Below are 20,661 nucleotides of genomic sequence, written 5' to 3' on the forward strand. Positions count from 1 at the left end.
CAGAAAGGAGGAAAGCAAATGGCAACAGTAAAAGTACTGAACATGGCCGGCGAGTCTGTTGGCGAGATCACACTGAACGATGAAGTGTTCGGAATCGAGCCAAATGAGTATGCCGTTCAGGCCACAGTTAAGAATTACTTGGCAAACCAGAGACAGGGAACCCAATCTGCCAAGACAAGAAGCGAAGTCAGAGGAGGCGGACGTAAGCCTTTCAGACAGAAGGGTACAGGACGTCACAGACAGGGAAGCACTACAGATCCTTCACAGATCGGCGGAGGTATCGTATTTGCACCAAAGCCTAGAGATTACAGATACAGCGTTCCTAAGAAGCTGAAGAGACTGGCTCTTAAGTCAGCACTCTCCGCAAAGGTATCCGACAATGAGCTGATCGTAGTTGACGAGCTGAAGTTCGATGAGCCTAAGACCAAGGAGATGGTCAATGTCCTGAAGAACATCAAGGCTGACAAGAAGGCTCTCATTGTTATGGATGTAAAGGACGAGAACGTTGTTAAGTCCGCATCCAACATCCAGGGCGTAAGGACTGCTCTTGTAAGTACAATGAACGTATATGAGATTCTCAATCATTACAGCCTTGTACTGACTAAGGCAGCAGCCGAGAAGATCCAGGAGGTATACGCATAATGAAGACAGCTTACGATGTAGTGATCAGACCGATCATCACCGAGTCCAGCATGGACCTGGCTGCTGAGAGGAAATATGCATTCAAGGTTGACCCTAGAGCCAACAAGACTGAAGTAAAGCATGCGATCGAAGAGATTTTCGACGTAGATGTTGCCAAGGTAAACATCATGAACGTTAACGGAAAGACCAAGAGACTTGGAAGATCAGTAGGAAAGACTGCAGATTATAAGAAAGCAATCGTAACCCTTACTCCTGACAGCAAGGAGATCGAGATCTTCCAGGGTCTGTAATATAGGAGGGAATGTAAGAAATGGGAATCAAGAAATACAATCCAACCACTCCGGGTCTGAGAGGAATGACAGTCTCCACATTTGAGGAGATCACAGCTTCAAAGCCTGAAAAGTCTCTTACAGTTACTCTCAAGAAGCACGCTGGAAGAAATGTAAGAGGTAAGATCACCGTCAGACACAGAGGCGGCGGCACAAGACCTAAGTACAGAATCATCGACTTCAAGAGAAACAAGGACAACATTCCTGCAACAGTAAAGACCATCGAGTACGATCCAAACAGATCTGCAAACATTGCTCTGGTGGTTTACGCTGATGGTGAGAAGAGATACATTATTGCTCCTAACCAGCTCAAGGTTGGTGATGTGATCGTATCCGGACCTGATTCAGATATCAAGCCTGGTAACGCACTTCCAATCGCCAACATTCCTGTTGGTACAATGATCCACAATATTGAGCTCAAGCCTGGCAAGGGCGCACAGTTGGTAAGATCTGCCGGAAATGCTGCTCAGCTCATGGCTAAGGAAGGAGATTATGCTCAGGTTAGACTCCCTTCCGGCGAGGTAAGAATGGTCAGAATCAACTGCAGAGCTACCATTGGAGAAGTTGGCAACATCGAGCATTCCAACATCCAGATCGGTAAGGCAGGAAGAAAGAGACACATGGGCTGGAGACCTACTGTTAGAGGATCTGTAATGAACCCTAACGATCACCCACACGGCGGTGGTGAAGGTAGAGCACCAGTCGGCCGTAAGAGCCCAGTTACCCCTTGGGGTAAGCCTGCTCTTGGCTACAAGACCCGCAACAAGCACAAGGCTTCCAGCAAGTACATTGTCAGAAGCAGAAAGGCTAAGTAAGGAAGGAGCATATAATGGGAAGATCGCTTAAGAAAGGCCCGTTCGTCGATCTGAAGCTCTTGAAGAGAATCGAGGAGATGAACGAAGCTAACGAAAAGAAAGTCATCAAGACATGGTCCAGACCATCTACAATTTTCCCACAGATGGTTGGACACACCATCGCAGTACACGATGGCCGCAAGCATGTTCCGGTATACATCACTGAGGACATGGTAGGACATAAGCTGGGCGAGTTTGCTCCGACAAGAACCTTCAAGGGTCACGCCGGTGACAAGGCTACCAAGGGAAAATAAACAGTAACAGAAAGGAGAATATAAGATGGAAGCAAAGGCAGTTGCCAAGTATGTCAGAATGTCTCCAAGCAAGCTCAAGCCTGTTACTGACCTGGTAAGAGGAAAGGACTTGAACGAAGCACTGACTATTCTGAAGTTCACACCTGGAAAGGGATCTGAGCTTGTAGAGAAAGTTGTTATGTCCGCAGCAGCAAATGCTGAGAACAATCACGATATGGATCCGGATAATCTGTACATTGCAGAGATTTACGCAAACCAGGGTCCTACAATGAAACGTTACAGAGCTGGTGCTCAGGGAAGAGCATCAATGATCCTCAAGAGAAGCAGCCACATCGGCGTAACTCTGAGAGAGAAGGAAGCTGCTGAGACAGAAGGAGGTCAGTCTAATGGGGCAGAAAGTTAATCCACACGGTTTGAGAGTCGGCGTAAATAAAGACTGGAACTCCAAGTGGTATGCCGATAAGGCTGATTTCGCCAACTATCTGGCTGAAGACAATCAGATTAGAAAGCATGTCAAGAAGGAACTCTATGGTGCAGGAATCTCCAGCATCGTAATTGAGAGAAACAGCGCCGACAGAGTAAGAATCAATGTTCTGGCAGCAAGACCTGGAATGATCATCGGAAGCGATGGAAGCGGAATTGAGAAGCTGAAGAAGGGCCTTGCAAAGATTACCGACAAGAAGATAGACATCAACATTGAGGAAGTAAGACGCTACGACCTTGATGCTCAGCTGACAGCAGAGAGCGTTGCTCAGTCTCTTGAGAGAAGAACTTCTTTCAGAAGAGCAATGAAGCAGCCTATTGGAAGAGCTATGAAGGCTGGCGCAAAGGGAATCAAGATCGAGTGCTCCGGAAGACTTGGCGGAGCTGAGATTGCCCGTAAAGAAAAGTACAGCGAGGGCAATGTTCCGCTTCACACACTGAGAGCTGACATTGACTACGGTTTTGCCGAGGCAGATACAACATACGGCAAGATCGGTGTAAAGGTATGGATCAACCATGGAGAAATCCTGGACAAGGGCCTGAAGGAAGCTATTCCTGAAACATCAAGAAATGACAGAAGGGATAGAAAGAACAGGAAGAACGACAGAAGAAGCAAGAGAAACTTCGAGGGTCGTGACCGCAGGAGAAACGACAGAAGAGATGCAAGGCCTGAGATCAAGCCTGCAACCACTAGAGTCAGAAAGCAGCCAAAGGTTGAGGCTCCAGTACAGGCAGAGGTTGAGAATACTCCTGCTGAGGTAACTGAAGAATAGTAGAAAGGAGTGTGACTTGCCATGTTGATGCCTAAGCGCGTTAAACGTAGAAGAGTTCACAGAGGCAGAATGAAGGGTGTTGCTACAAAGGGCAATACCGTTACATACGGCAAATATGGACTGGTTGCCGAGGAGCCTGCATGGATTGATTCCAAGCAGATCGAGGCTGCCAGAATCGCAATGACAAGATCCATCAAGAGAGGCGGAAAGGTTTACATCAAGATCTTCCCACACAAGCCTATCACGAAGAAACCTGCAGAAGTCCGCATGGGATCCGGAAAAGGTGCTCCAGAGTACTGGGTAGCAGTTGTTAAGCCGGGCAGAGTTATGTTCGAGATCGATGGAGTAACAGAGGCACAGGCCAAGGAGGCCCTGAGACTTGCTTCTCACAAGCTGCCTATCAGGTGCAAGTTCGTTGTCAAAGGACAGGAAGCGACAAAGGGTGGTGACGAGTAATGGAATTAAACAAGATAAGAAAGATGACTGACCAGGAGAGAGAAGCAGAGCTCCAGAGAATGAAGCAGGAGCTTTTCAACCTGAGATTTCAGCACGTTACCGGACAGCTTGAGAACCCTGTCAAGATGAGAGAGGTCAAGAGAGACATCGCAAGAGTCAAGACCATCATCAGAGAAAAAGAGCTCGAGCAGCCAGAAGCTTAACGGAAAGGAGGATGTACGATGGAAAGAAACAGAAGAAAGACAAGAGTAGGTATCGTTTCCAGCGATAAGATGGATAAGACAGTCGTTGTCGCTACTCAGGAATTCGTAAGACATTCTCTTTACGGTAAGGGTGTCAAGAGAACCAGAAAGTTCAAGGCTCATGACGAGCTGAACCAGTGTGGCGTAGGCGATAAGGTAAGAATTATGGAGACCAGACCACTTTCCAGAGACAAGAGATGGAGAGTTGTCGAGATCGTAGAAAAGGCTAAATAAGGAGGCGACAATCGTGATTCAGACAGAAACAAGATTGAAGGTTGCCGACAACTCCGGAGCTAAGGAACTGCTCTGCATCCGTATCCTGGGTGGTACAGGACGCAAGTATGCAAATATCGGTGATGTAATCGTTTGCTCTGTAAAGGATGCAACACCAGGTGGAGTTGTTAAGAAAGGCGACGTTGTAAAGGCAGTCGTTGTTAGAACCAAGAGTGGCGCCAGAAGAGATGACGGAAGCTACGTTAAGTTCGATCAGAATGCTGCAGTTATCATCAAAGACAGAACCGACAAGAACCCGGTCGGAACACGTATTTTCGGACCTGTTGCCAGAGAGCTTAGAGATGCGGGCTTCATGAAGATCGTATCTCTTGCACCGGAAGTACTGTAGGGGGTGTGACGATGAAAATCAAGAAAGATGACACAGTAGTGGTAATCTCCGGAAAGGATAAGGGTAAGACCGGAACTGTCCTGAGATCCATTCCTAAGAAAAACAAAGTAGTAGTTGAGGGCGTAAACATGCAGACAAAGCATGCCAAGGCTACACAGAACTCTCCTGCTGAGATTAAGCACGTAGAGGGACCTATCGATGTTTCCAACGTTATGTTCTATGACAAGGAAGCAAAGACAGCAACAAGAATCGGCTACAAGATTGTAGACGGCAAGAAGGTAAGAGTATCCAAGAAGACGGGTGCTGTAATAGACTAGGAAAGGAGGAGCGAAATTGGAAATCAGACTGAGAGACAAGTATAACAACGAAGTCCGTACAGCCCTGAATGAGAAGTTCCAGTACAAGAATGTAATGGAGATCCCAAAGCTTGAGAAGATCACCATCAACATGGGACTGGGCGAGGCTAAGGACAACTCCAAGATCCTGGACAGCGCCGTTAAGGAGATTTCTCTTATCGCAGGACAGAGACCGGTAGTTACAAAGGCAAGAAAGTCTATCGCTAACTTTAAGGTAAGACAGGGAATGCCTGTAGGAGCAAAGGTTACACTGAGAGGCGACAAGATGTATGCTTTCGCTGACAAGCTGTTCAACCTTTCTCTTCCAAGAGTTAGAGACTTCAAGGGTGTAAGCAGGAATTCCTTCGACGGAAGAGGAAACTACTCTATGGGAATCAGAGAGCAGCTCATCTTCCCTGAGATCGTATATGATGATGTAGAGACCATTAAGGGAATGAACATCGTATTCACGACAACGGCAAAGACAGACGAAGAAGCTAAGGCTCTTCTGGAAATGCTGGGAATGCCGTTTGAGAAATAGGAGGAGACATGGCTAAGACTTCACTCAAAATCAAGCAGCAGAGAAAGCCTAAGTATAAGACAAGAGCTTATACAAGGTGTAGGGTTTGCGGAAGACCTCATTCCGTCCTGAAGAAGTACGGCGTTTGCCGTATTTGCTTCAGAGAGCTTGCTTACAAGGGCGAAATTCCTGGTGTAAAGAAAGCAAGCTGGTAAGCTTTAGTTTGCGAAGGCCCGAAGGGTTCAGCCTGACGGGAACCGCGCGAGGAAAGGAGAAAATACTGTTATGGCAATGACAGATCCAATTGCGGATATGCTGACCAGAATCAGGAATGCAAACACAGCAGGTCACAAGACCGTAGACATTCCTGCATCCAACATGAAAAAGTCAATTGCTGAGATCCTCAAGAATGAGGGATTCATCAATGACTATCAGGTGGTACAGGACAACGCTCAGGGAACAATCAAGATTGACCTGAAGTACGGTCCTGGCAAAGAGAAGACAATTTATGGAATCAAGAAGATCTCCAAGCCTGGCCTGAGAGTATATGCAAAGGCCAACGAGGTACCAAAGGTACTGGGAGGTCTTGGAATCGCTATTATCTCAACTTCCAACGGTGTTATTACTGACAAGGAAGCAAGGAAGCTGGGAGTAGGCGGAGAAGTTATTTGTTACGTTTGGTAGGAGGTAAGATATGTCAAGAATAGGTATTAAACCGATCCAGATCCCTGCCGGCGTTGAGATCACAGTTGATGAGAACAACAACGTAACAGTAAAGGGACCTAAGGGAGAGCTGACACACAGCGTTGACAGCAACCTGAAGATCACAATCGAAGATGGAGTACTGACAGTATCAAGACCGGACGATGGAAGGGTTATGAGATCCCAGCATGGTCTGGCAAGAACACTGATCAACAACATGATCGAGGGTGTTGAGAAGGGCTTCGAGAAGAAGCTGCTGATCAACGGAGTAGGATACACAGCAAGCAAGCAGGGTAGCAAGCTTGTTCTGAAGCTGGGTTATTCTCATCCTATCGAGATGGAAGATCCAGAAGGAATTACAACTGAGACTCCTGATGCCAATACAATCATCGTAAAGGGCGCTGACAAGGCTGAGGTAGGAAACTATGCAGCTGTAATCAGAGCATGGAGAAAGCCAGAACCTTACAAGGGCAAGGGCGTTATGTACGATGGTGAAGTTATCCACAAGAAGGAAGGCAAGAGCGGTGCATCCGCTTAAGAAAGGAGGAGTTGAAAAATGGCAACATTAAGCAGAAATGACAGACGCCTGAAGAGGCATGCCAGAGTAAGAAAAGACGTTTTCGGAACTCCTGAGAAGCCAAGACTGTGTGTGTTCAGATCTAACAGCAACATTTCAGCTCAGATCATCGACGATGTTAACGGTGTTACACTGGTATCAGCATCTTCCCTGGACAAGGAGCTTAAGGCTGAGATCGCTAACGGCGGAAACAAAGAGGCTGCAGCAAAAGTTGGCAAGGCTGTAGGAGAGAGAGCACTGGCAAAGGGTATCAAGCAGGTAGCTTTTGACAGAGGCGGATATCTCTATCATGGCAGAGTTAAGGAACTGGCTGACGGCGCTCGTGAAGCAGGATTAGAATTCTAGGGAGGATATGGAATGCGTAGCAGAATAGATGCATCCAAGCTTGAACTCACTGAGACCATCGTAAACATCAGACGTGTAGCCAAGACCGTAAAGGGCGGACGTAACATGAGATTCTCTGTTACTGTAGTTGTTGGAGACGGAGAAGGACACGTTGGTATTGGTCTTGGAAAGGCTCAGGAAATCCCTGAGGCAGTAAGAAAAGCTACTGAGGATGCCAAGAAGAAGCTGATTTTCGTTCCTACAGTTGGAACAACAGTTCCACACGAAGTTGTAGGAATTTTCGGAGCAGGCAAGGTTCTGATCATGCCTGCAGCAAAAGGTACTGGTGTAATTGCCGGATCTTCTGTACGTACAGTACTGGAGTCTGCAGGACTTAAGGACGTTCGTGCAAAGTCCCTGGGATCAAATAACACTGGTAATATGGCGCTGGCCACAATCGAAGGACTTAAGAACCTCACAACAGTTGAGGAAGTTGCTAAGCGTCGTGGCAAGACACCAGAGGAAATTTTAGGATAGGAGGATCGTACAATGGCAAAGACATTAAAGATCACACTGGTAAAGAGTGTTATCGGTGCTCCTCCTAAGCAGAAGAAGACTGTAGAAGCCCTTGGACTGAAGAAGCTGCACCAGTCTGTAGAGCTGGGTGACACACCGGCAACAAGAGGTGCCATCGCCAAGGTTTCCCATCTTCTGAACGTTGAAGAACTGTAAGGAGGTGCAGAAATCATGAGACTTCATGAACTGAAGAAGGCTGAAGGTTCTACAAAGAACCGTAAGAGAAGAGGCCGTGGTACAGCTACCGGACAGGGTAAGACCGGCGGCAGAGGTATGAACGGACAGAACTCCAGAAGCGGCGGCGGTGTAAGACTGGGATTTGAGGGAGGCCAGATGCCTCTCTACAGAAGACTGCCTAAGAGAGGATTCACAAATCATTTCGCTACTGTATATGCTGAGATCAATGTTCAGGATCTGAACAGATTCGAAGATGGCGCAGTTGTAGATCAGAAGGCACTGGTTGAGTGCGGTCTGGTTAAGAAGCTGAATGACGGAGTAAAGGTACTTGGCAACGGTGAGCTGGAAAAGAAGCTGACTGTCAAGGCTGCTAAGTTCAGCAAGAGCGCTGCAGAGAAGATTGAGGCTGCAGGCGGAAAGGCAGAGGTACTCTAGAATGGAGATGCTAAAGACTTTCTCAAAAGCATGGCACATTGACGAGCTGAGGAAGAAGATGATTTTTACTCTTCTGATGCTTGTGGTGTACAGAATCGGGTCCAACATACCTGTTCCAAGCATTAACAGAGAGTATTTAGCACAGATGTTCTCAGGCGACACAGGTCTTCTTGACCTGTTCGACCTGTTCTCTGGCGGAGCGTTCAGCAACTTCACCATTTTCGCACTCAGCATTACGCCATATGTTACAGCTTCGATTATTGTCCAGCTTCTGACCGTAGCTTTTCCTTATTTCGAAAGGCTTGCAAAGGAGGGCAACGAAGGCCGTAAAAAAATGGCGCTGATAACAAGATACATGACGGTAGTTCTGGGACTGATCCAGGCCACAGGTCTGACTATTGGACTTTTCCGCAGGGCAATCGTCGATCAGAGTCCATTTACAATGATCGTAATCATTGCAGTACTCACTGCAGGAACAACATTCCTGATGTGGCTTGGTGAGAAGATCAACGAGTTTGGCGTTGGTAACGGAATTTCCCTTATCATCTTCGCCGGAATCGTTGCAAGAATCCCATCCACAGTAAGAGGAATAGCTACTCAGGTATCTGAGGGAGCAGTAAGTGCAGTTGCAATAGTTGTACTGATCATTGTAGCAGTGCTTGTCACAATGGTTGTTATCGAAATGCAGCAGGGAGTCAGAAAGATTCCGGTGCAGTATGCAAAGAGAGTCGTTGGAAGAAAGATGTACGGCGGCCAGTCGACCCATATTCCTATGAAGGTTAACCAGGCCGGAGTAATTCCAATCATCTTCTCTCTCTCTCTGCTCCAGTTTCCGCTGACAATTACATACTTCTTCCCGAACACAGGATTTACAGACTTTGTAACAAAGTATCTGTCACCATCGGGTAATCCAGGAGTATGGGTCTATGCGATTCTGAACATCGTGCTGACAATATTCTTCACCTACTTCTACACTGCTGTAACTTTCAACCCAGTTGAAGTTGCAAATCAGATGAAGCAGAATGGCGGATTCGTTCCGGGAATCAGACCGGGCCAGGCTACAGTTGACTACCTTTCAAGGATCATGTCCAGACTGTGTTTTGCAGGAGGCCTTTTCCTTGCAGCAGTAGCAACTATTCCTACGATCATAAGTGTGTTTACACCATTCAATATAGCTTTTGGTGGTACTTCACTGCTGATCGTCATAGGAGTTGCTCTAGATACTGTACAGCAGCTTGAGAATCAGATGCTGATGAGAAATTATCAGGGATTCCTCAAATAAATTAATTAAATAGTACGAATTATGCTTTGGTATGTAAATCATTAGGAGTAAGTCATGTTAAGAGCAGTACTGCTTGGACCTCCTGGTGCCGGCAAGGGCACACAGGCGGCAAAGCTGGTTGATAAATATCAGATTCCTCACATCTCCACAGGAGATATTTTCCGTTGGAATATCAAAGAGGGTACAGAGCTGGGGGTAAAAGCCAAGAGCTACATCGATGCAGGCAAGCTGGTTCCAGATGAACTGACCTGTGACATCGTTACATCCAGACTGCTGGAAGAAGACTGTGCTGAAGGTTTCCTGCTTGATGGATTCCCTAGAACAATTTTTCAGGCAGAAATGCTTGATAAGTTCCTTGAAAACCACAACATGAAACTTGATCTGGTCATCAATCTGAACGTTCCTGCTGAGAAGATCATCGACAGACTCAGCGGAAGAAGAATCTGCAAGAACTGTGGAGCAAGCTATCATATCGTCAATATTCCACCTGCAAAAGAAGGAGTATGCGACAGATGTGGCGGCGAACTTTACCAGAGAGCAGATGATAACCCGGACACTGTTGCAAGCAGACTGAAGACCTATGATGAGCAGACAGCACCACTTGTAGATTACTACAAGAAGGCCGGCGTCCTGGGAGACTTCAATGGAGACCAGGATGCAGAAGCATTGTTCGGAGAAATAGTAAAAGCTATAGGATAGGAGTCAGTGATATGATCATTATCAAATCGAAGCGGGAAATCGATCTGATGAGAGATGCTGCAAAGGTTACAGGAGAAATCCTGAGAGATCTTGAGACTCTCATCAAACCGGGAATGACCACGTACGATGTGAACGCTTATGTGGAAGATAAGATCGCTCACTATAAGATGACACCTACTTTCAAGGGATATGGCGGGTTCCCGGCAGGAGCCTGCGTATCTGTGAATGATGAAATCGTTCACGGAATTCCCTCAAAGAACAGGGTGCTGAATGAAGGAGATATTGTCAGTGTAGATACGGGAGCCACTTACAGGGGCTACGCCAGCGATGCTGCACGGACATATCCGGTAGGAGAGATAACTGCAGATGCTCAGAAGCTGATCGATGTTACGAAGGAAAGTTTTTTCCAGGGCGTAAAGTACGCAATGGAAGGCTTCAGGCTTCATGACATAGGTCACGCAATTCAGGAGTATTCCGAAAGAAACGGAATGGCTGTTATCAGAGAGTACCTTGGACATGGAATCGGAAGAGATCTCCATGAGGATCCACAGGTGCCTAACTACGGCAAGCCTCATACAGGACCTCACCTGAAAGAGGGCATGGTTCTGGCTATAGAGCCAATGCTGGCTCAGGGAACATACGACACAAAGGTGCTGTCCAATGAATGGACAGTAGTAACTGCTGACGGAAAGCTGTCCGCTCACTATGAGAATACTGTAGTGATCACCGACGGCGAACCGGAGCTGCTCACACTGTAATAGGAGGCTGATAGTATGTCTAAGAAAGATACTATCGAGGTAACGGGCACAGTTGTGGACGCACAGCCAAACGCGATGTTCAAGGTAAAGCTGGAGAACGGATTTGAGGTCCTTGCTCATATCTCCGGCAAGATCAGAATGAACTATATCAGGATCCTGCCAGGGGACAAGGTTAAGGTTGAGCTGTCTCCATATGATCTGACAAGAGGCAGGATCACCTGGAGAGAGAAATAGTTTTCCCTTGGAGAACATTTCCAGAGTCGCAGAATGAGCTGCTTGCGGGCTGCCCGCGACTGACGATAAGGAGGAAAAGCAAATGAAGGTTAGATCTTCAGTAAAGCCTATTTGCGAGAAGTGCAAGGTCATCAAGAGACATGGCAAGGTCATGGTAATCTGCGAGAACCCTAAGCACAAGCAGAGACAGGGCTAAGAACTTTTCAGAGGTAGGAAAGTGATGGATGCTCACTGTGGTATTTAAACAGATGAGCAGACATTAAGTACAGCAGGTGTATACGAGGAAGGCGGAGGCGATGGTCGTCACCGCATTCTTCCTTTGTATGCAAAAAAGAACAGTAATAACTGAGGAAATTTTGTCAGAAAACTGATAAAATAAAGTGTTCTATGCACGCGGCAGTGCCGGGATTGCTGCGCAAGTTTATTTAATGCAACCCCCGTCTATATCGCCCCCGGATTGGTGACGGAAGATGGGAAAGGAGGAAGATATGGCAAGAATTGCCGGAGTTGACCTGCCAAGAGACAAGAGGATCGAGATCGGTCTGACTTACATTTACGGAATTGGTCTCGCAACATCCAAGAAGATCCTGGATGAGGCAGGAATTGATCCTGACATCAGAGTCAGAGATCTTACCGAGGAAGATGCTGGTAAGATCAGAAAGGTGATCGAGAACAACTACATGGTTGAGGGTGATCTGAGAAGAGAAGTTTCCCTCAATATCAAGAGGTTGATGGAGATCGGCAGCTACAGAGGAATCAGACACAGAAGAAACCTCCCTGTCAGAGGACAGAAGACCAAGACTAACGCTAGAACTCGCAAGGGCCCAAAGAGACTTGCAGGTAAGAAGAAGTAGGGACAGGAGGTAAGAGAATATGGCTGCTGTTAAGAAAACAGTAAGAAAGAAGAAGAGAGAACGTAAGAACGTTGAAAGAGGCCAGGCTCATATCCAGACTACCTTTAACAACACTCTCGTTACTCTTACAGATATGGACGGAAATGCACTTTCATGGTCCAGCGCCGGATCCAACGGATTCAAGGGATCCCGTAAGTCCACCCCATTCGCTGCTCAGAGTGCAGCTGAGGTAGCAGCAAAGGCTGCAATGGAGCATGGTCTGAAGACTGTTGAAGTCTATGTAAAGGGACCGGGCTCCGGAAGAGAAGCTGCTATCAGAGCACTTCAGACAGCAGGACTGAACATCACTATGATCAAGGATATCACACCTATCCCTCATAACGGATGTCGTCCGCCAAAGAAGAGAAGAGTCTAATTGAAGGGAGGAGTTACGATACATGGCTAAGAACAGAGAGCCTGTACTGAAGAGAGCAAAGGCACTGGGAATTGCCCCACAGTACATGGGTGTAAATAAGAAATCCAAGAGACAGGTTCAGCAGAGCAGAAGAAGAAAGTCAGAGTACGGTGTTCAGCTGAACGAGAAGCAGAAGGTAAAGTTCCTGTATGGCCTTCAGGAGAAGCAGTTCAGAACTACTTTTGAGAAGGCTTCCAAGAGACCTGGTTCTGCTGGTGAGAACCTGCTCATCATGCTGGAGAGCAGATTCGACAACGTAGTATTCAGAATGGGATTTGCCGCAACAAGAAGAGAGGCCAGACAGCTGGTTAACCACGGTCACTTCCTGGTAAACGGCAAGAAGGCTAACATTCCTTCAATGGAGCTTAAGCCTGGTGACGTAGTAACCGTTAAGGAGAAGTCCCAGTCTTCCCCTAAGTTCAAAGAGCTGAAGGATATGGTGATCACATCTCCTAAGTGGATTGAGATCAACATGGACAAGTTCGAGGGAAAGATCGTTGCTGCCCCTGCTCGTGAGGATGTGGACCTGCCAATCGAGGAGCACTACATCGTAGAGTTCTACTCAAGATAGTAGAATTCTGATGATGGTGTACCGATTGGAAAGTAGATAGGGAGGAACATAATGATCGAAATTGAAAAGCCTACGATCACTAAGGAAATCAGTGAGGATGGCAAATATGGTAAGTTCGTCGTAGAACCTCTCGAAAGAGGATATGGTACTACGCTGGGCAACTGCATGAGAAGAATCCTCCTCAGCTCCCTGCCGGGCGCTGCAATCACATCTGTCAAGATTGACGGAATTCTCCATGAGTTCTCAACAATCCCTGGCGTCAAGGAAGACGTTACAGAGATTATTCTGAACCTGAAGAGACTTGCCGTTAAGATCACAGGCGACGAGGATAAGAGAGCGATTATCAATGCAGTGGGACCAAAGGAAGTAACTGCCGCTGACATTATCGTTGATTCAGATACAGAAATCTTCAATCCTGATCTGCACATTGCCACACTGGCAGAGAACGCTACACTGGTAATGGAGATGAATATCGCATCCGGCAGAGGATACGTTCCTGCCGAGCAGAACAAAACTGAGTTCACACCTATTTCCGTTATCCCAGTAGATTCAATCTACACACCTGTTACAAGAGTAAATTATACTGTTGAGAACACGAGAGTAGGTCAGGTAACGGATTACGATAAGCTGATCCTTGAACTCTGGACAGATGGATCCATAACTCCTGAGGAGGGCGTATCCATTGGAGCAAAGATCATGCTTGAACACCTTAATCTGTTCATCGGTCTGGGTTCTGACGTAAAAGGAATGGAATTCATGATCGAGAAGGACGAGGACAGAAAGGAAAAGGCTCTTGAGATGACTATCGAAGAGCTGGAGCTGTCCGTACGTTCATTTAACTGCCTGAAGAGAGCTTCAATCAACACAGTTGAGGAGCTGACTCAGAGGACTGAAGAGGACATGATGAAGGTAAGGAACATGGGAATGAAGTCCCTTGTTGAGGTAAAGAACAAGCTTGCTGAGCTGGGACTGAGCCTCAAGCCTAATGACGAAAACTAACTGAAAGGAGTAACGGGGAATGAACGGTTACAGAAAACTGGGCAGAGATACTGCGCACAGAAAGTCCATGCTCAGAAATCTTGTGACTGACCTTCTGAGAGAAGGCAGAATCACAACTACCGAAAACAGAGCCAAGGAAGCCCGCAGACTTGCAGAGAAGATGATTACTCTTGGCAAGCGTGGAGACCTGCATGCCAGAAGACAGGCACTGGAGGTCATTATTGATGAAGACGTTGTTACAAAGCTCTTCGAGGAGATTGCTCCAAGATATGAGGCTAGAAACGGCGGATATACAAGAATTCTGAAGCTGGGACCACGGCAGGGAGACAATGCTGAGGTCGTATATCTGGAGCTTGTATAGTTTCCATAAACCTGGCGCTGAGATATAAAGCGGATATGATAGACTGTGGAGAATGGGTTGCCTTCTCTACAGTCTTTTTCATAGTTATAACTCGCAGATTATTTGGATGAAATTTGATATGGACGGATACATGCAGATAAGGAAGTCGTGATGACAGTTTCACACTGTGATTGACAGCCACAGGATGTTTTATTATAATAACTAACAGCGCTCTTAGACAGCTTGCAGAGCTTCGGGGCCCTGCGCAACGGGATACCGTGAACCTTGTCAGGTCCGAGAGGAAGCAGCAATAAGCGGATCATCTCGTGTGCCGCAGCAAAGCCTCGTTGATTCTGCAAGCTATCTAAGGGCGTTTTTTTCATTTAAGAAGAAGACGAAGTGATACGAAATCCGGAATGCCTGGAAGGGAGGGAAGAATATGCATTTTGCACTGTATAGATCTGAAAGACCGGAAACTTTTGAAGAAATGATCGGTCAGAAGCATATTGTGAAGATCCTTCAGAACCAGCTGCGTACAGGGACGGTGAACCAGGCCTACCTTTTTACTGGAATAAGAGGTACGGGAAAGACTACAACAGCAAGGATACTGGCCAAAGCCCTGAACTGCACGGGAGATGGAGAACAGCTTCCCTGCGGCAAGTGTGAGAACTGCAAGGCCATAAGAGACGGCAAGTACATGGATGTAATCGAGATAGATGCTGCCTCCAACAACAAGGTAGACGATATCCGCTCACTAATTGACTCCGTGTATTATCCACCTGTTCTGGGTAAATACAAGATATATATTATCGACGAGGTTCACATGCTTACGGATTCAGCGGAGAACGCCTTCCTTAAGACACTGGAAGAACCGCCGGAGTATGTGGTTTTTATACTGGCCACAACTGATCCGGAGAAGGTCAAGCCTACAATCCGTTCCCGGTGCATGACCCTGAATTTCAAGAGAGTTTCGGAGAATGAGCTGACGGAAGGAATGGCGGCCATTTGTTCCAGGAAAAATGTGAATATAACTGAGCAGGCCCTCAGGATGATAGCAAGAAGTTCTGACGGGTCGGTGAGAGATGCCCTGAGCACTCTTGAACAGTGCATAAGTGCCGGTGATGATCCGGTAACAGAAGAACTGGTAACGGAATACACAGGAAATGCAGGCAGGGATTTTTACCTTGGACTTACAGAGAATGTTTTCCGTCAGAATATGAACGGAGCTATGGAGGTAATCGACCAGGCCATCCGTTCGGGGGCGGATCCAAAGATTCTCCTTTCTGAGTGGGTAAATCACATGAGGGACCTGATGGTGGTCAAAATGTCTGAGAAGCCAGAGGTCCTGGTGAAAGTTTCCCCTGAGAACATGGAGAGACTCAGGGAACAGGCATCTATGGTGGACATTGGAACTATTACAGGTGACATAAATCACCTGACACAGATGGGTAACCTGGGAAAGTACTCCTCTCAAGGGAGAGTCCTTCTCGAGACAGCGGCTGTGCAGCTGATGACGGGCAATACGGGTATTTTGAATACATCGGTTCCGGCTGTTCCAGCTGCACCGGCAGTTTCTGCCAGAGGAGTTGCACCAGCTGCGCCAGTTGAACCTGTTTCAGCAGGAAGGGCGGAGGCTGCCAGGGGAAGAGTCAGTTCAGCACAGGCTCCAGTTTCCAGTAAGAAAAGGCCTGAGGCCGGCAAAGGAAAACCGAAGGCTGCTCCTAGAACTGCCATGACTTCCAGAGCCATGGCTGCTGCCCAAGGAAATTCAGGAGAAAGTCAAAAATCATCAGGTACTTCCAGGCAGATCAAAGGGACACCACCATCAACCTCACCATCTGTTGATGGAATACAGAATACGGCATCATCAGCAGATCTGAAACAGATGTGGAACTTCATAGTGAAGGAAATGGAAAGCAGAAGCCCTTCTAATCACGTGATTTTCATGAATCTGGAACTGACAGCAGTTCTGGACGGGGAAGTGATGATATCTGCCCTGAAAAAGCGCACACTGGCCCTGGCCGGCAATATGAAGGACGAAATAAATCAACTGGTTAAATCCAGGTATGGAAACAGTTATTTTGTTACCATCAGAGAGAAGAAAGCAAACGAAAGCGTTGCAAAGGCTTCCAAAAAACAGCAGAATTCCGCAAGGGATGGCAATTCCTCAGATCAGAACTCGGCAAAGAGTATTGAGGCTCTGGCGGCACTGGCACAGCTGAAAAAGGCCCAGTCTGGCGGCAGAGCATCAGAAGAACCGGTTTTTCAGCCAGATGATGAGGAAACAGAATATTTCTATGAAGGACCAGAAGGCCCATATGATGAGGAAGACTACATCACGCCTCCTGCCGATTACGTACCGCCGGAAGTAGAAAATTTTTCCATGGAAAACCAGGACGAAATAGAAGATTTCATGGATGAAGAGGAATCTTCCGCTGATGAGGATGTAGAGTCCCAGGTTAAGAACGTGCTGGGACAAGGAATAAAGTTTACAATAGACTAAGATATAAAAAGCGATTTGTATGGGCAAAGCCCGGAAAGGACTGAAATGGGAAGAGGAATGAGAGCTGGCAAGAAGCCTAAGACTGGTGGAGGAAGCATGCAGCAGCAGCTGAAGCAGGTTCAGGCTATGCAGAGAGAGATGGAAGAGGCCCAGGCACACCTGGGAGAAAAGGAAGTGACAACTACTGCCGGAGGCGGCGCCGTTGAAGTTACTGTAAACGGCAACAAGGAGCTGACGGCACTGAAGCTGGATAAGGACGTTATCGATCCTGAGGATCCTGAAATGCTGCAGGATCTCATCATTGCAGCGGTAAATGAGGGAATGAGACAGGTAGATGAGCTGGTTGAAGAGCAGATGAGGGGAATTACAGGAGGACTTAACATTCCGGGACTGTAAACCCAGCACTGCAGTCATAAGAAGGAGAGCAGATGAGGGAATATCCGCGGCCGCTGAACAGGCTTGTAAATGAATTGTCGAAATTGCCGGGAATAGGGGGGAAGACCGCCCAGAGACTGGCTTTTCACATTTTGTCTCTCAGCGATCAGGAGGCTGAGAATCTGGCAGATTCCATTGTAGGTGCCAGGAGAAGTCTCCACTACTGTTCAATCTGCGGGAATCTCACCGACCAGGATCCGTGTATTTATTGCAGCGACGAGACCAGAGATCCCTCCGTCATTTGTGTGGTGGAAACGCCTCAGGACGTTATAGCCATGGAGCGAATCCGGGAGTACAGAGGGAGATATCACGTTCTTCACGGGGCAATTTCTCCGGCAGAAGGAATCGGTCCAAACGAGATTAATCTGAAGTCCCTTATTGTGAGGCTCCAGAAGGATGACCGGGTTAAGGAGATCATCGTGGCAACCAACCCAAACATTGAAGGAGAGGCTACGGCCATGTATATTGCCCGGCTCCTTAAGCCCACAGGCATAAAGATAACAAGAATCGCCCACGGAATACCGGTGGGAGGGGATCTTGAGTATGCGGATGAGATCACCCTGCTGAAGGCAATGGAAGGCAGAAGAGAGATATGATATGAAAAAAAGCGCCATCCGGCGCTTTTTTGATTGTGAGGAGTATTGGGGGATTTGCAGATCCCTTACTCTGCAGGGTTATCGTAAATTGTCTTGATTATGCTGTTAATCTCAGGAGAGTCGCTGTAACGGACTGCCTTGGTTTTTACAAAAAAGGTGAATTTCAAGTTCCGGGCCCTGTGGACGGACTGGATAGAATCAGAAATATTTTTTGAGAATTTTCTGAATTCAACGGAGTTTTTTGGCTGGAACAGCATGAAAATATCTCCGTTTCCTGCATAGCTTATGACAGCTTTATTTCCAGCTGTGCTGCGGATCTGATGGGATACTTCCTGCATTACTATGGCGGTGTTCTCCCTGCCCAGCTCCTCCAGAACTCTGGAATAACCGTGAAGGTGGAATTTCTCCATAACAAAATCCGTGCGGTTCTCCTCCCAGGACAGGGTATACTCTCTCAGGGTCGCCATGAATCCCCGGGGATTGAGAAAACCAGTTTCTTCATCAATGAAAATGCGGAGAGCATCTCTGGCATTCTTCTCAAGGGTGCTGTCTGAATCTACGAAGTAACCAATCAGCCCTGTAATCTGCCCGTCTTTATAGAGAGGCAGCTTAGTAGCCATAATATTGCGGAGAACGCCTTTCGCAATGCATTTTCCTGGGCTTGAGATAACGTGTTTTCCTTCATTTAAAACAGCGTGCTCGTCGTTATAATAGGGAGCTGAATTAATGTGCCAGCCCATATCCTCGTCAGTTTTTCCTATGATTTCTGAAACCCTATTAATGCCGAAATACTGCAGAAAAGCATTTGATGCCCCCAGAAACCTGCGGTTTCTGTCTTTCCAGAAGAACATGAGAGTGCTTCCGGAAATGAGGTTGCGCCACATGTCAGGTACGGTCAGCTCTTCAGTGCCTGACCCTGTAACAGCAGGAAGATCGGAGGCTGCCATAAGAGGCGTGAACCCTTCGTAGATCTTTCGGGATACCGTCGGGTTTATGGTTGCCTTATGGCGGAAGGCTACAACATAGCCTTTGTTTTTCCCTTTACCGCACATGATGCAAATTTCATGCCAGGTGGTTGTGCCATCTGGGTTTTTGAATCTGAATATGTCTGATACGAATCCTGTGTCAGTGAGAAGGCATCTCTTTTCCAGGGTCTCAAGATCTAAGAAGCTCCGGAAGCGGTTGATGTCTTCAGGAAAAAGGTGATTCTCCAGAATGTCGTCAATGTAGCGGTCAAGGAACCCTCTTTTTTTCACAAAACCGTTGTTCTCACCCCACACGAACTCCAGGGTGCGGGTCTCAGTGTTCAGTATGGAAATCTTGTTGAAAATTCTCATGCTGTCACGGAGGAGGCCGTTAAGAGTAGAATTGGCCAAGGTGCTGTCAGACATGGAAATATTGGCCAGCTTTATCAGATAGATCCGGCTGGAAGAATTTCTGGTGACTTCACAGGCAGTTATCTGAAGGTAGTTGCCTTCGTAGCTTACGAAGTGGCGGAATTCTTTTCCCTCCTGTGGAAGAGCTCGAAGGAAAGGAATTATCTGTGAACCCAGGTAAGATTCCTCCTGGGAAAAATAATCTCCTCCCGTAAACACCGGCATAAGCCCGCAGTTTGTCCTCTCTATATCGTGTCCCTTGCTTACGAATACTGTTTTCAAACGGAGAAAATCGTCCTCCAGAATGGCGATGGGAGCGTCGGTTTTGAGGTTAATCTCACCAACCTTGTCCCAGAAAGGTGCTTCGCTTCTGGTCTCCATAACCAGGTGGTGCTTTTTCAAAATCTGAATGACCTGGTCGTAGGGAGCAGGTTTGGCAAAATAATATCCCTGAATGAACTCACAACCTGCATCCCGCAGGAAGCGGAACTGATCATCTGTTTCCACTCCTTCTGCAAGAGTCTGGATGCCTATTTCCTTGGACATCTGGATAACAGAAGAAATGATGGAGCGGGATTTTCTGGAAAATGAAGTGAAAAATCCCTTGTCTATCTTAAGAACATCTATGTGATAATCTTTTAAAACGTTAAGGGAGCTGTAGCCGCTGCCGAAATCGTCCATCCACACTTCAAAGCCGCCTCTGGACAAGCGTTCCATCTGTTCGTGAAGAAAAACAGGGTCGCCCCTGACCATGGTTTCTGTGATCTCAATCTTGAGATAGCTGTGTGGAATATCATAATGCCGGGTGCAGTCTTCTATAAATTCTACGATATCAGTTGACTGAAAGTCTTCAAGAGACAGGTTTACAGACACAGGAACAACGCTGCGGCCGGCCTCAACTTCACGGCGGTACAGTTTGCATACTTCTTCTATAATATGCATATCCAGAATATGGATAAGATGGTGCTTCTCCAGTGGTGCTATGAACAGAACCGGTGAAATAAGACCGTGTTCAGAATCCCTCCATCGGGCCAGAGCCTCGAAGGAAGAGACTTTACCGGATAGAGACCTTATGTGAGGCTGAAACCAGACCTCTATTTCCCCCTTATCAACAGCACTCTGAATATTATCTATAAGATATCGTTCGTCAAGCATTAACCAGTCCCTTAATAAAAATACAATAATAAGAATAAATCAACATACAGATAAATAATACACAAAAAAACAAATAATGTAAATTATAGCGTATTTCAGGAAAA

The 20,661-nt window shown here is 47.0% G+C and carries 33 protein-coding genes and 1 other RNA gene; 33 read left to right on the forward strand and 1 reads right to left on the reverse strand.

Annotated elements, in window-relative coordinates; all coding sequences use genetic code 11:
* Nucleotides 1-18 precede the first annotated feature (18 nt).
* From rplD to recR, 33 genes are all read left to right on the forward strand, one after another.
* Complete coding sequence (gene rplD / locus FYJ66_RS07590; RefSeq protein ID WP_154572914.1) at nucleotides 19-642, forward strand: 50S ribosomal protein L4; 624 nt, start codon at nucleotides 19-21, stop codon at nucleotides 640-642.
* Nucleotides 642-932 carry a 50S ribosomal protein L23 gene (rplW, locus tag FYJ66_RS07595; protein ID WP_154572915.1) on the forward strand — a complete coding sequence of 97 codons (291 nt, stop codon included), beginning with the start codon at nucleotides 642-644 and terminating at the stop codon, nucleotides 930-932. The genes rplD and rplW overlap by 1 nt, the downstream gene beginning before the upstream one ends.
* A 20-nt stretch (nucleotides 933-952) precedes the next feature.
* Entirely contained in the window at nucleotides 953-1,786 is an 834-nt protein-coding gene (gene rplB, locus FYJ66_RS07600; RefSeq protein WP_154572916.1) for a 50S ribosomal protein L2, read from the forward strand.
* 14 nt (nucleotides 1,787-1,800) lie between these two features.
* The gene (rpsS, locus tag FYJ66_RS07605; protein ID WP_154572917.1) at nucleotides 1,801-2,079 is read left to right on the forward strand and encodes a 30S ribosomal protein S19; all 279 of its coding nucleotides are present in this window, start codon (nucleotides 1,801-1,803) and stop codon (nucleotides 2,077-2,079) included.
* 25 nt (nucleotides 2,080-2,104) lie between these two features.
* Nucleotides 2,105-2,482 carry a 50S ribosomal protein L22 gene (gene rplV / locus FYJ66_RS07610; protein WP_154572918.1) on the forward strand — a complete coding sequence of 126 codons (378 nt, stop codon included), beginning with the start codon at nucleotides 2,105-2,107 and terminating at the stop codon, nucleotides 2,480-2,482.
* Nucleotides 2,466-3,335, forward strand: coding sequence for a 30S ribosomal protein S3 (gene rpsC, locus FYJ66_RS07615; RefSeq protein WP_154572919.1), 870 nt, complete (start codon nucleotides 2,466-2,468; stop codon nucleotides 3,333-3,335). The genes rplV and rpsC overlap by 17 nt, the downstream gene beginning before the upstream one ends.
* Before the next feature lie 21 nt (nucleotides 3,336-3,356).
* A complete protein-coding gene (gene rplP / locus FYJ66_RS07620; RefSeq protein ID WP_154572920.1) occupies nucleotides 3,357-3,791 on the forward strand; it encodes a 50S ribosomal protein L16 in 435 nt (144 codons plus the stop codon).
* Nucleotides 3,791-3,994, forward strand: coding sequence for a 50S ribosomal protein L29 (gene rpmC / locus FYJ66_RS07625; protein ID WP_154572921.1), 204 nt, complete (start codon nucleotides 3,791-3,793; stop codon nucleotides 3,992-3,994). The genes rplP and rpmC overlap by 1 nt, the downstream gene beginning before the upstream one ends.
* A gap of 18 nt (nucleotides 3,995-4,012) precedes the next feature.
* Nucleotides 4,013-4,267, forward strand: coding sequence for a 30S ribosomal protein S17 (gene rpsQ, locus FYJ66_RS07630; protein ID WP_154572922.1), 255 nt, complete (start codon nucleotides 4,013-4,015; stop codon nucleotides 4,265-4,267).
* 13 nt (nucleotides 4,268-4,280) lie between these two features.
* The gene (gene rplN / locus FYJ66_RS07635) at nucleotides 4,281-4,655 is read left to right on the forward strand and encodes a 50S ribosomal protein L14 (RefSeq protein WP_270304287.1); all 375 of its coding nucleotides are present in this window, start codon (nucleotides 4,281-4,283) and stop codon (nucleotides 4,653-4,655) included.
* Nucleotides 4,656-4,666: 11 nt separating this feature from the next.
* A complete protein-coding gene (gene rplX, locus FYJ66_RS07640; RefSeq protein ID WP_154572923.1) occupies nucleotides 4,667-4,972 on the forward strand; it encodes a 50S ribosomal protein L24 in 306 nt (101 codons plus the stop codon).
* A 16-nt stretch (nucleotides 4,973-4,988) separates the two neighbouring features.
* A complete protein-coding gene (rplE, locus tag FYJ66_RS07645; protein ID WP_154572924.1) occupies nucleotides 4,989-5,531 on the forward strand; it encodes a 50S ribosomal protein L5 in 543 nt (180 codons plus the stop codon).
* Nucleotides 5,532-5,539: 8 nt separating this feature from the next.
* Complete coding sequence (locus FYJ66_RS07650) at nucleotides 5,540-5,725, forward strand: type Z 30S ribosomal protein S14 (RefSeq protein ID WP_154572925.1); 186 nt, start codon at nucleotides 5,540-5,542, stop codon at nucleotides 5,723-5,725.
* Nucleotides 5,726-5,795: 70 nt separating this feature from the next.
* Nucleotides 5,796-6,194, forward strand: a complete 399-nt coding sequence (gene rpsH, locus FYJ66_RS07655) for a 30S ribosomal protein S8 (RefSeq protein WP_154572926.1) — start codon at nucleotides 5,796-5,798, stop codon at nucleotides 6,192-6,194.
* 10 nt (nucleotides 6,195-6,204) lie between these two features.
* On the forward strand, nucleotides 6,205-6,750 hold the full coding sequence (gene rplF, locus FYJ66_RS07660; protein WP_154572927.1) for a 50S ribosomal protein L6: 546 nt from the start codon (nucleotides 6,205-6,207) through the stop codon (nucleotides 6,748-6,750).
* An 18-nt stretch (nucleotides 6,751-6,768) separates the two neighbouring features.
* The gene (gene rplR, locus FYJ66_RS07665; protein WP_154572928.1) at nucleotides 6,769-7,134 is read left to right on the forward strand and encodes a 50S ribosomal protein L18; all 366 of its coding nucleotides are present in this window, start codon (nucleotides 6,769-6,771) and stop codon (nucleotides 7,132-7,134) included.
* Between the two features lie 12 nt (nucleotides 7,135-7,146).
* The gene (rpsE, locus tag FYJ66_RS07670) at nucleotides 7,147-7,650 is read left to right on the forward strand and encodes a 30S ribosomal protein S5 (protein ID WP_154572929.1); all 504 of its coding nucleotides are present in this window, start codon (nucleotides 7,147-7,149) and stop codon (nucleotides 7,648-7,650) included.
* Nucleotides 7,651-7,662: 12 nt separating this feature from the next.
* Nucleotides 7,663-7,845, forward strand: coding sequence for a 50S ribosomal protein L30 (gene rpmD, locus FYJ66_RS07675; protein WP_154572930.1), 183 nt, complete (start codon nucleotides 7,663-7,665; stop codon nucleotides 7,843-7,845).
* A gap of 15 nt (nucleotides 7,846-7,860) precedes the next feature.
* Entirely contained in the window at nucleotides 7,861-8,301 is a 441-nt protein-coding gene (rplO, locus tag FYJ66_RS07680; protein ID WP_154572931.1) for a 50S ribosomal protein L15, read from the forward strand.
* Between the two features lies 1 nt (nucleotide 8,302).
* Nucleotides 8,303-9,583, forward strand: coding sequence for a preprotein translocase subunit SecY (gene secY / locus FYJ66_RS07685; protein ID WP_235897394.1), 1,281 nt, complete (start codon nucleotides 8,303-8,305; stop codon nucleotides 9,581-9,583).
* 54 nt (nucleotides 9,584-9,637) lie between these two features.
* Nucleotides 9,638-10,282 (forward strand): adenylate kinase, encoded by a 645-nt coding sequence (locus tag FYJ66_RS07690; RefSeq protein ID WP_154572932.1) that lies wholly within the window; start codon nucleotides 9,638-9,640, stop codon nucleotides 10,280-10,282.
* A gap of 11 nt (nucleotides 10,283-10,293) precedes the next feature.
* Nucleotides 10,294-11,040: a type I methionyl aminopeptidase gene (map, locus tag FYJ66_RS07695; protein ID WP_154572933.1), complete on the forward strand. Its 747-nt coding sequence runs from the start codon at nucleotides 10,294-10,296 to the stop codon at nucleotides 11,038-11,040.
* Nucleotides 11,041-11,055: 15 nt separating this feature from the next.
* On the forward strand, nucleotides 11,056-11,274 hold the full coding sequence (gene infA, locus FYJ66_RS07700; protein WP_077391475.1) for a translation initiation factor IF-1: 219 nt from the start codon (nucleotides 11,056-11,058) through the stop codon (nucleotides 11,272-11,274).
* Nucleotides 11,275-11,356: 82 nt separating this feature from the next.
* Nucleotides 11,357-11,470 carry a 50S ribosomal protein L36 gene (gene rpmJ / locus FYJ66_RS07705; RefSeq protein ID WP_077391474.1) on the forward strand — a complete coding sequence of 38 codons (114 nt, stop codon included), beginning with the start codon at nucleotides 11,357-11,359 and terminating at the stop codon, nucleotides 11,468-11,470.
* Nucleotides 11,471-11,762: 292 nt separating this feature from the next.
* Nucleotides 11,763-12,128, forward strand: coding sequence for a 30S ribosomal protein S13 (rpsM, locus tag FYJ66_RS07710; RefSeq protein WP_154572934.1), 366 nt, complete (start codon nucleotides 11,763-11,765; stop codon nucleotides 12,126-12,128).
* 19 nt (nucleotides 12,129-12,147) lie between these two features.
* Nucleotides 12,148-12,543 carry a 30S ribosomal protein S11 gene (gene rpsK / locus FYJ66_RS07715; protein WP_077391472.1) on the forward strand — a complete coding sequence of 132 codons (396 nt, stop codon included), beginning with the start codon at nucleotides 12,148-12,150 and terminating at the stop codon, nucleotides 12,541-12,543.
* A 22-nt stretch (nucleotides 12,544-12,565) separates the two neighbouring features.
* Nucleotides 12,566-13,153 (forward strand): 30S ribosomal protein S4, encoded by a 588-nt coding sequence (gene rpsD, locus FYJ66_RS07720; RefSeq protein ID WP_154572935.1) that lies wholly within the window; start codon nucleotides 12,566-12,568, stop codon nucleotides 13,151-13,153.
* Nucleotides 13,154-13,204: 51 nt separating this feature from the next.
* Nucleotides 13,205-14,152 (forward strand): DNA-directed RNA polymerase subunit alpha, encoded by a 948-nt coding sequence (locus FYJ66_RS07725; protein ID WP_154572936.1) that lies wholly within the window; start codon nucleotides 13,205-13,207, stop codon nucleotides 14,150-14,152.
* 19 nt (nucleotides 14,153-14,171) lie between these two features.
* Complete coding sequence (gene rplQ, locus FYJ66_RS07730; RefSeq protein WP_154572937.1) at nucleotides 14,172-14,513, forward strand: 50S ribosomal protein L17; 342 nt, start codon at nucleotides 14,172-14,174, stop codon at nucleotides 14,511-14,513.
* A gap of 231 nt (nucleotides 14,514-14,744) precedes the next feature.
* Nucleotides 14,745-14,844, forward strand: an RNA gene (gene ffs / locus FYJ66_RS07735) — signal recognition particle sRNA small type.
* Nucleotides 14,845-14,931: 87 nt separating this feature from the next.
* A complete protein-coding gene (dnaX, locus tag FYJ66_RS07740) occupies nucleotides 14,932-16,995 on the forward strand; it encodes a DNA polymerase III subunit gamma/tau (protein WP_154572938.1) in 2,064 nt (687 codons plus the stop codon).
* A 45-nt stretch (nucleotides 16,996-17,040) separates the two neighbouring features.
* Nucleotides 17,041-17,391 carry a YbaB/EbfC family nucleoid-associated protein gene (locus FYJ66_RS07745; protein ID WP_154572939.1) on the forward strand — a complete coding sequence of 117 codons (351 nt, stop codon included), beginning with the start codon at nucleotides 17,041-17,043 and terminating at the stop codon, nucleotides 17,389-17,391.
* 32 nt (nucleotides 17,392-17,423) lie between these two features.
* Nucleotides 17,424-18,026: a recombination mediator RecR gene (gene recR, locus FYJ66_RS07750; protein ID WP_154572940.1), complete on the forward strand. Its 603-nt coding sequence runs from the start codon at nucleotides 17,424-17,426 to the stop codon at nucleotides 18,024-18,026.
* A gap of 65 nt (nucleotides 18,027-18,091) precedes the next feature.
* Here recR and FYJ66_RS07755 read toward each other — a convergent pair whose 3' ends face one another.
* A complete protein-coding gene (locus FYJ66_RS07755) occupies nucleotides 18,092-20,557 on the reverse strand; it encodes a sensor domain-containing phosphodiesterase (RefSeq protein WP_154572941.1) in 2,466 nt (821 codons plus the stop codon).
* Nucleotides 20,558-20,661 lie beyond the last annotated feature (104 nt).

Origin of the sequence: Allobaileyella intestinalis (genome assembly GCF_009695865.1) — a bacterium.
GTDB lineage: Bacteria > Bacillota > Clostridia > Peptostreptococcales > Anaerovoracaceae > Allobaileyella > Allobaileyella intestinalis.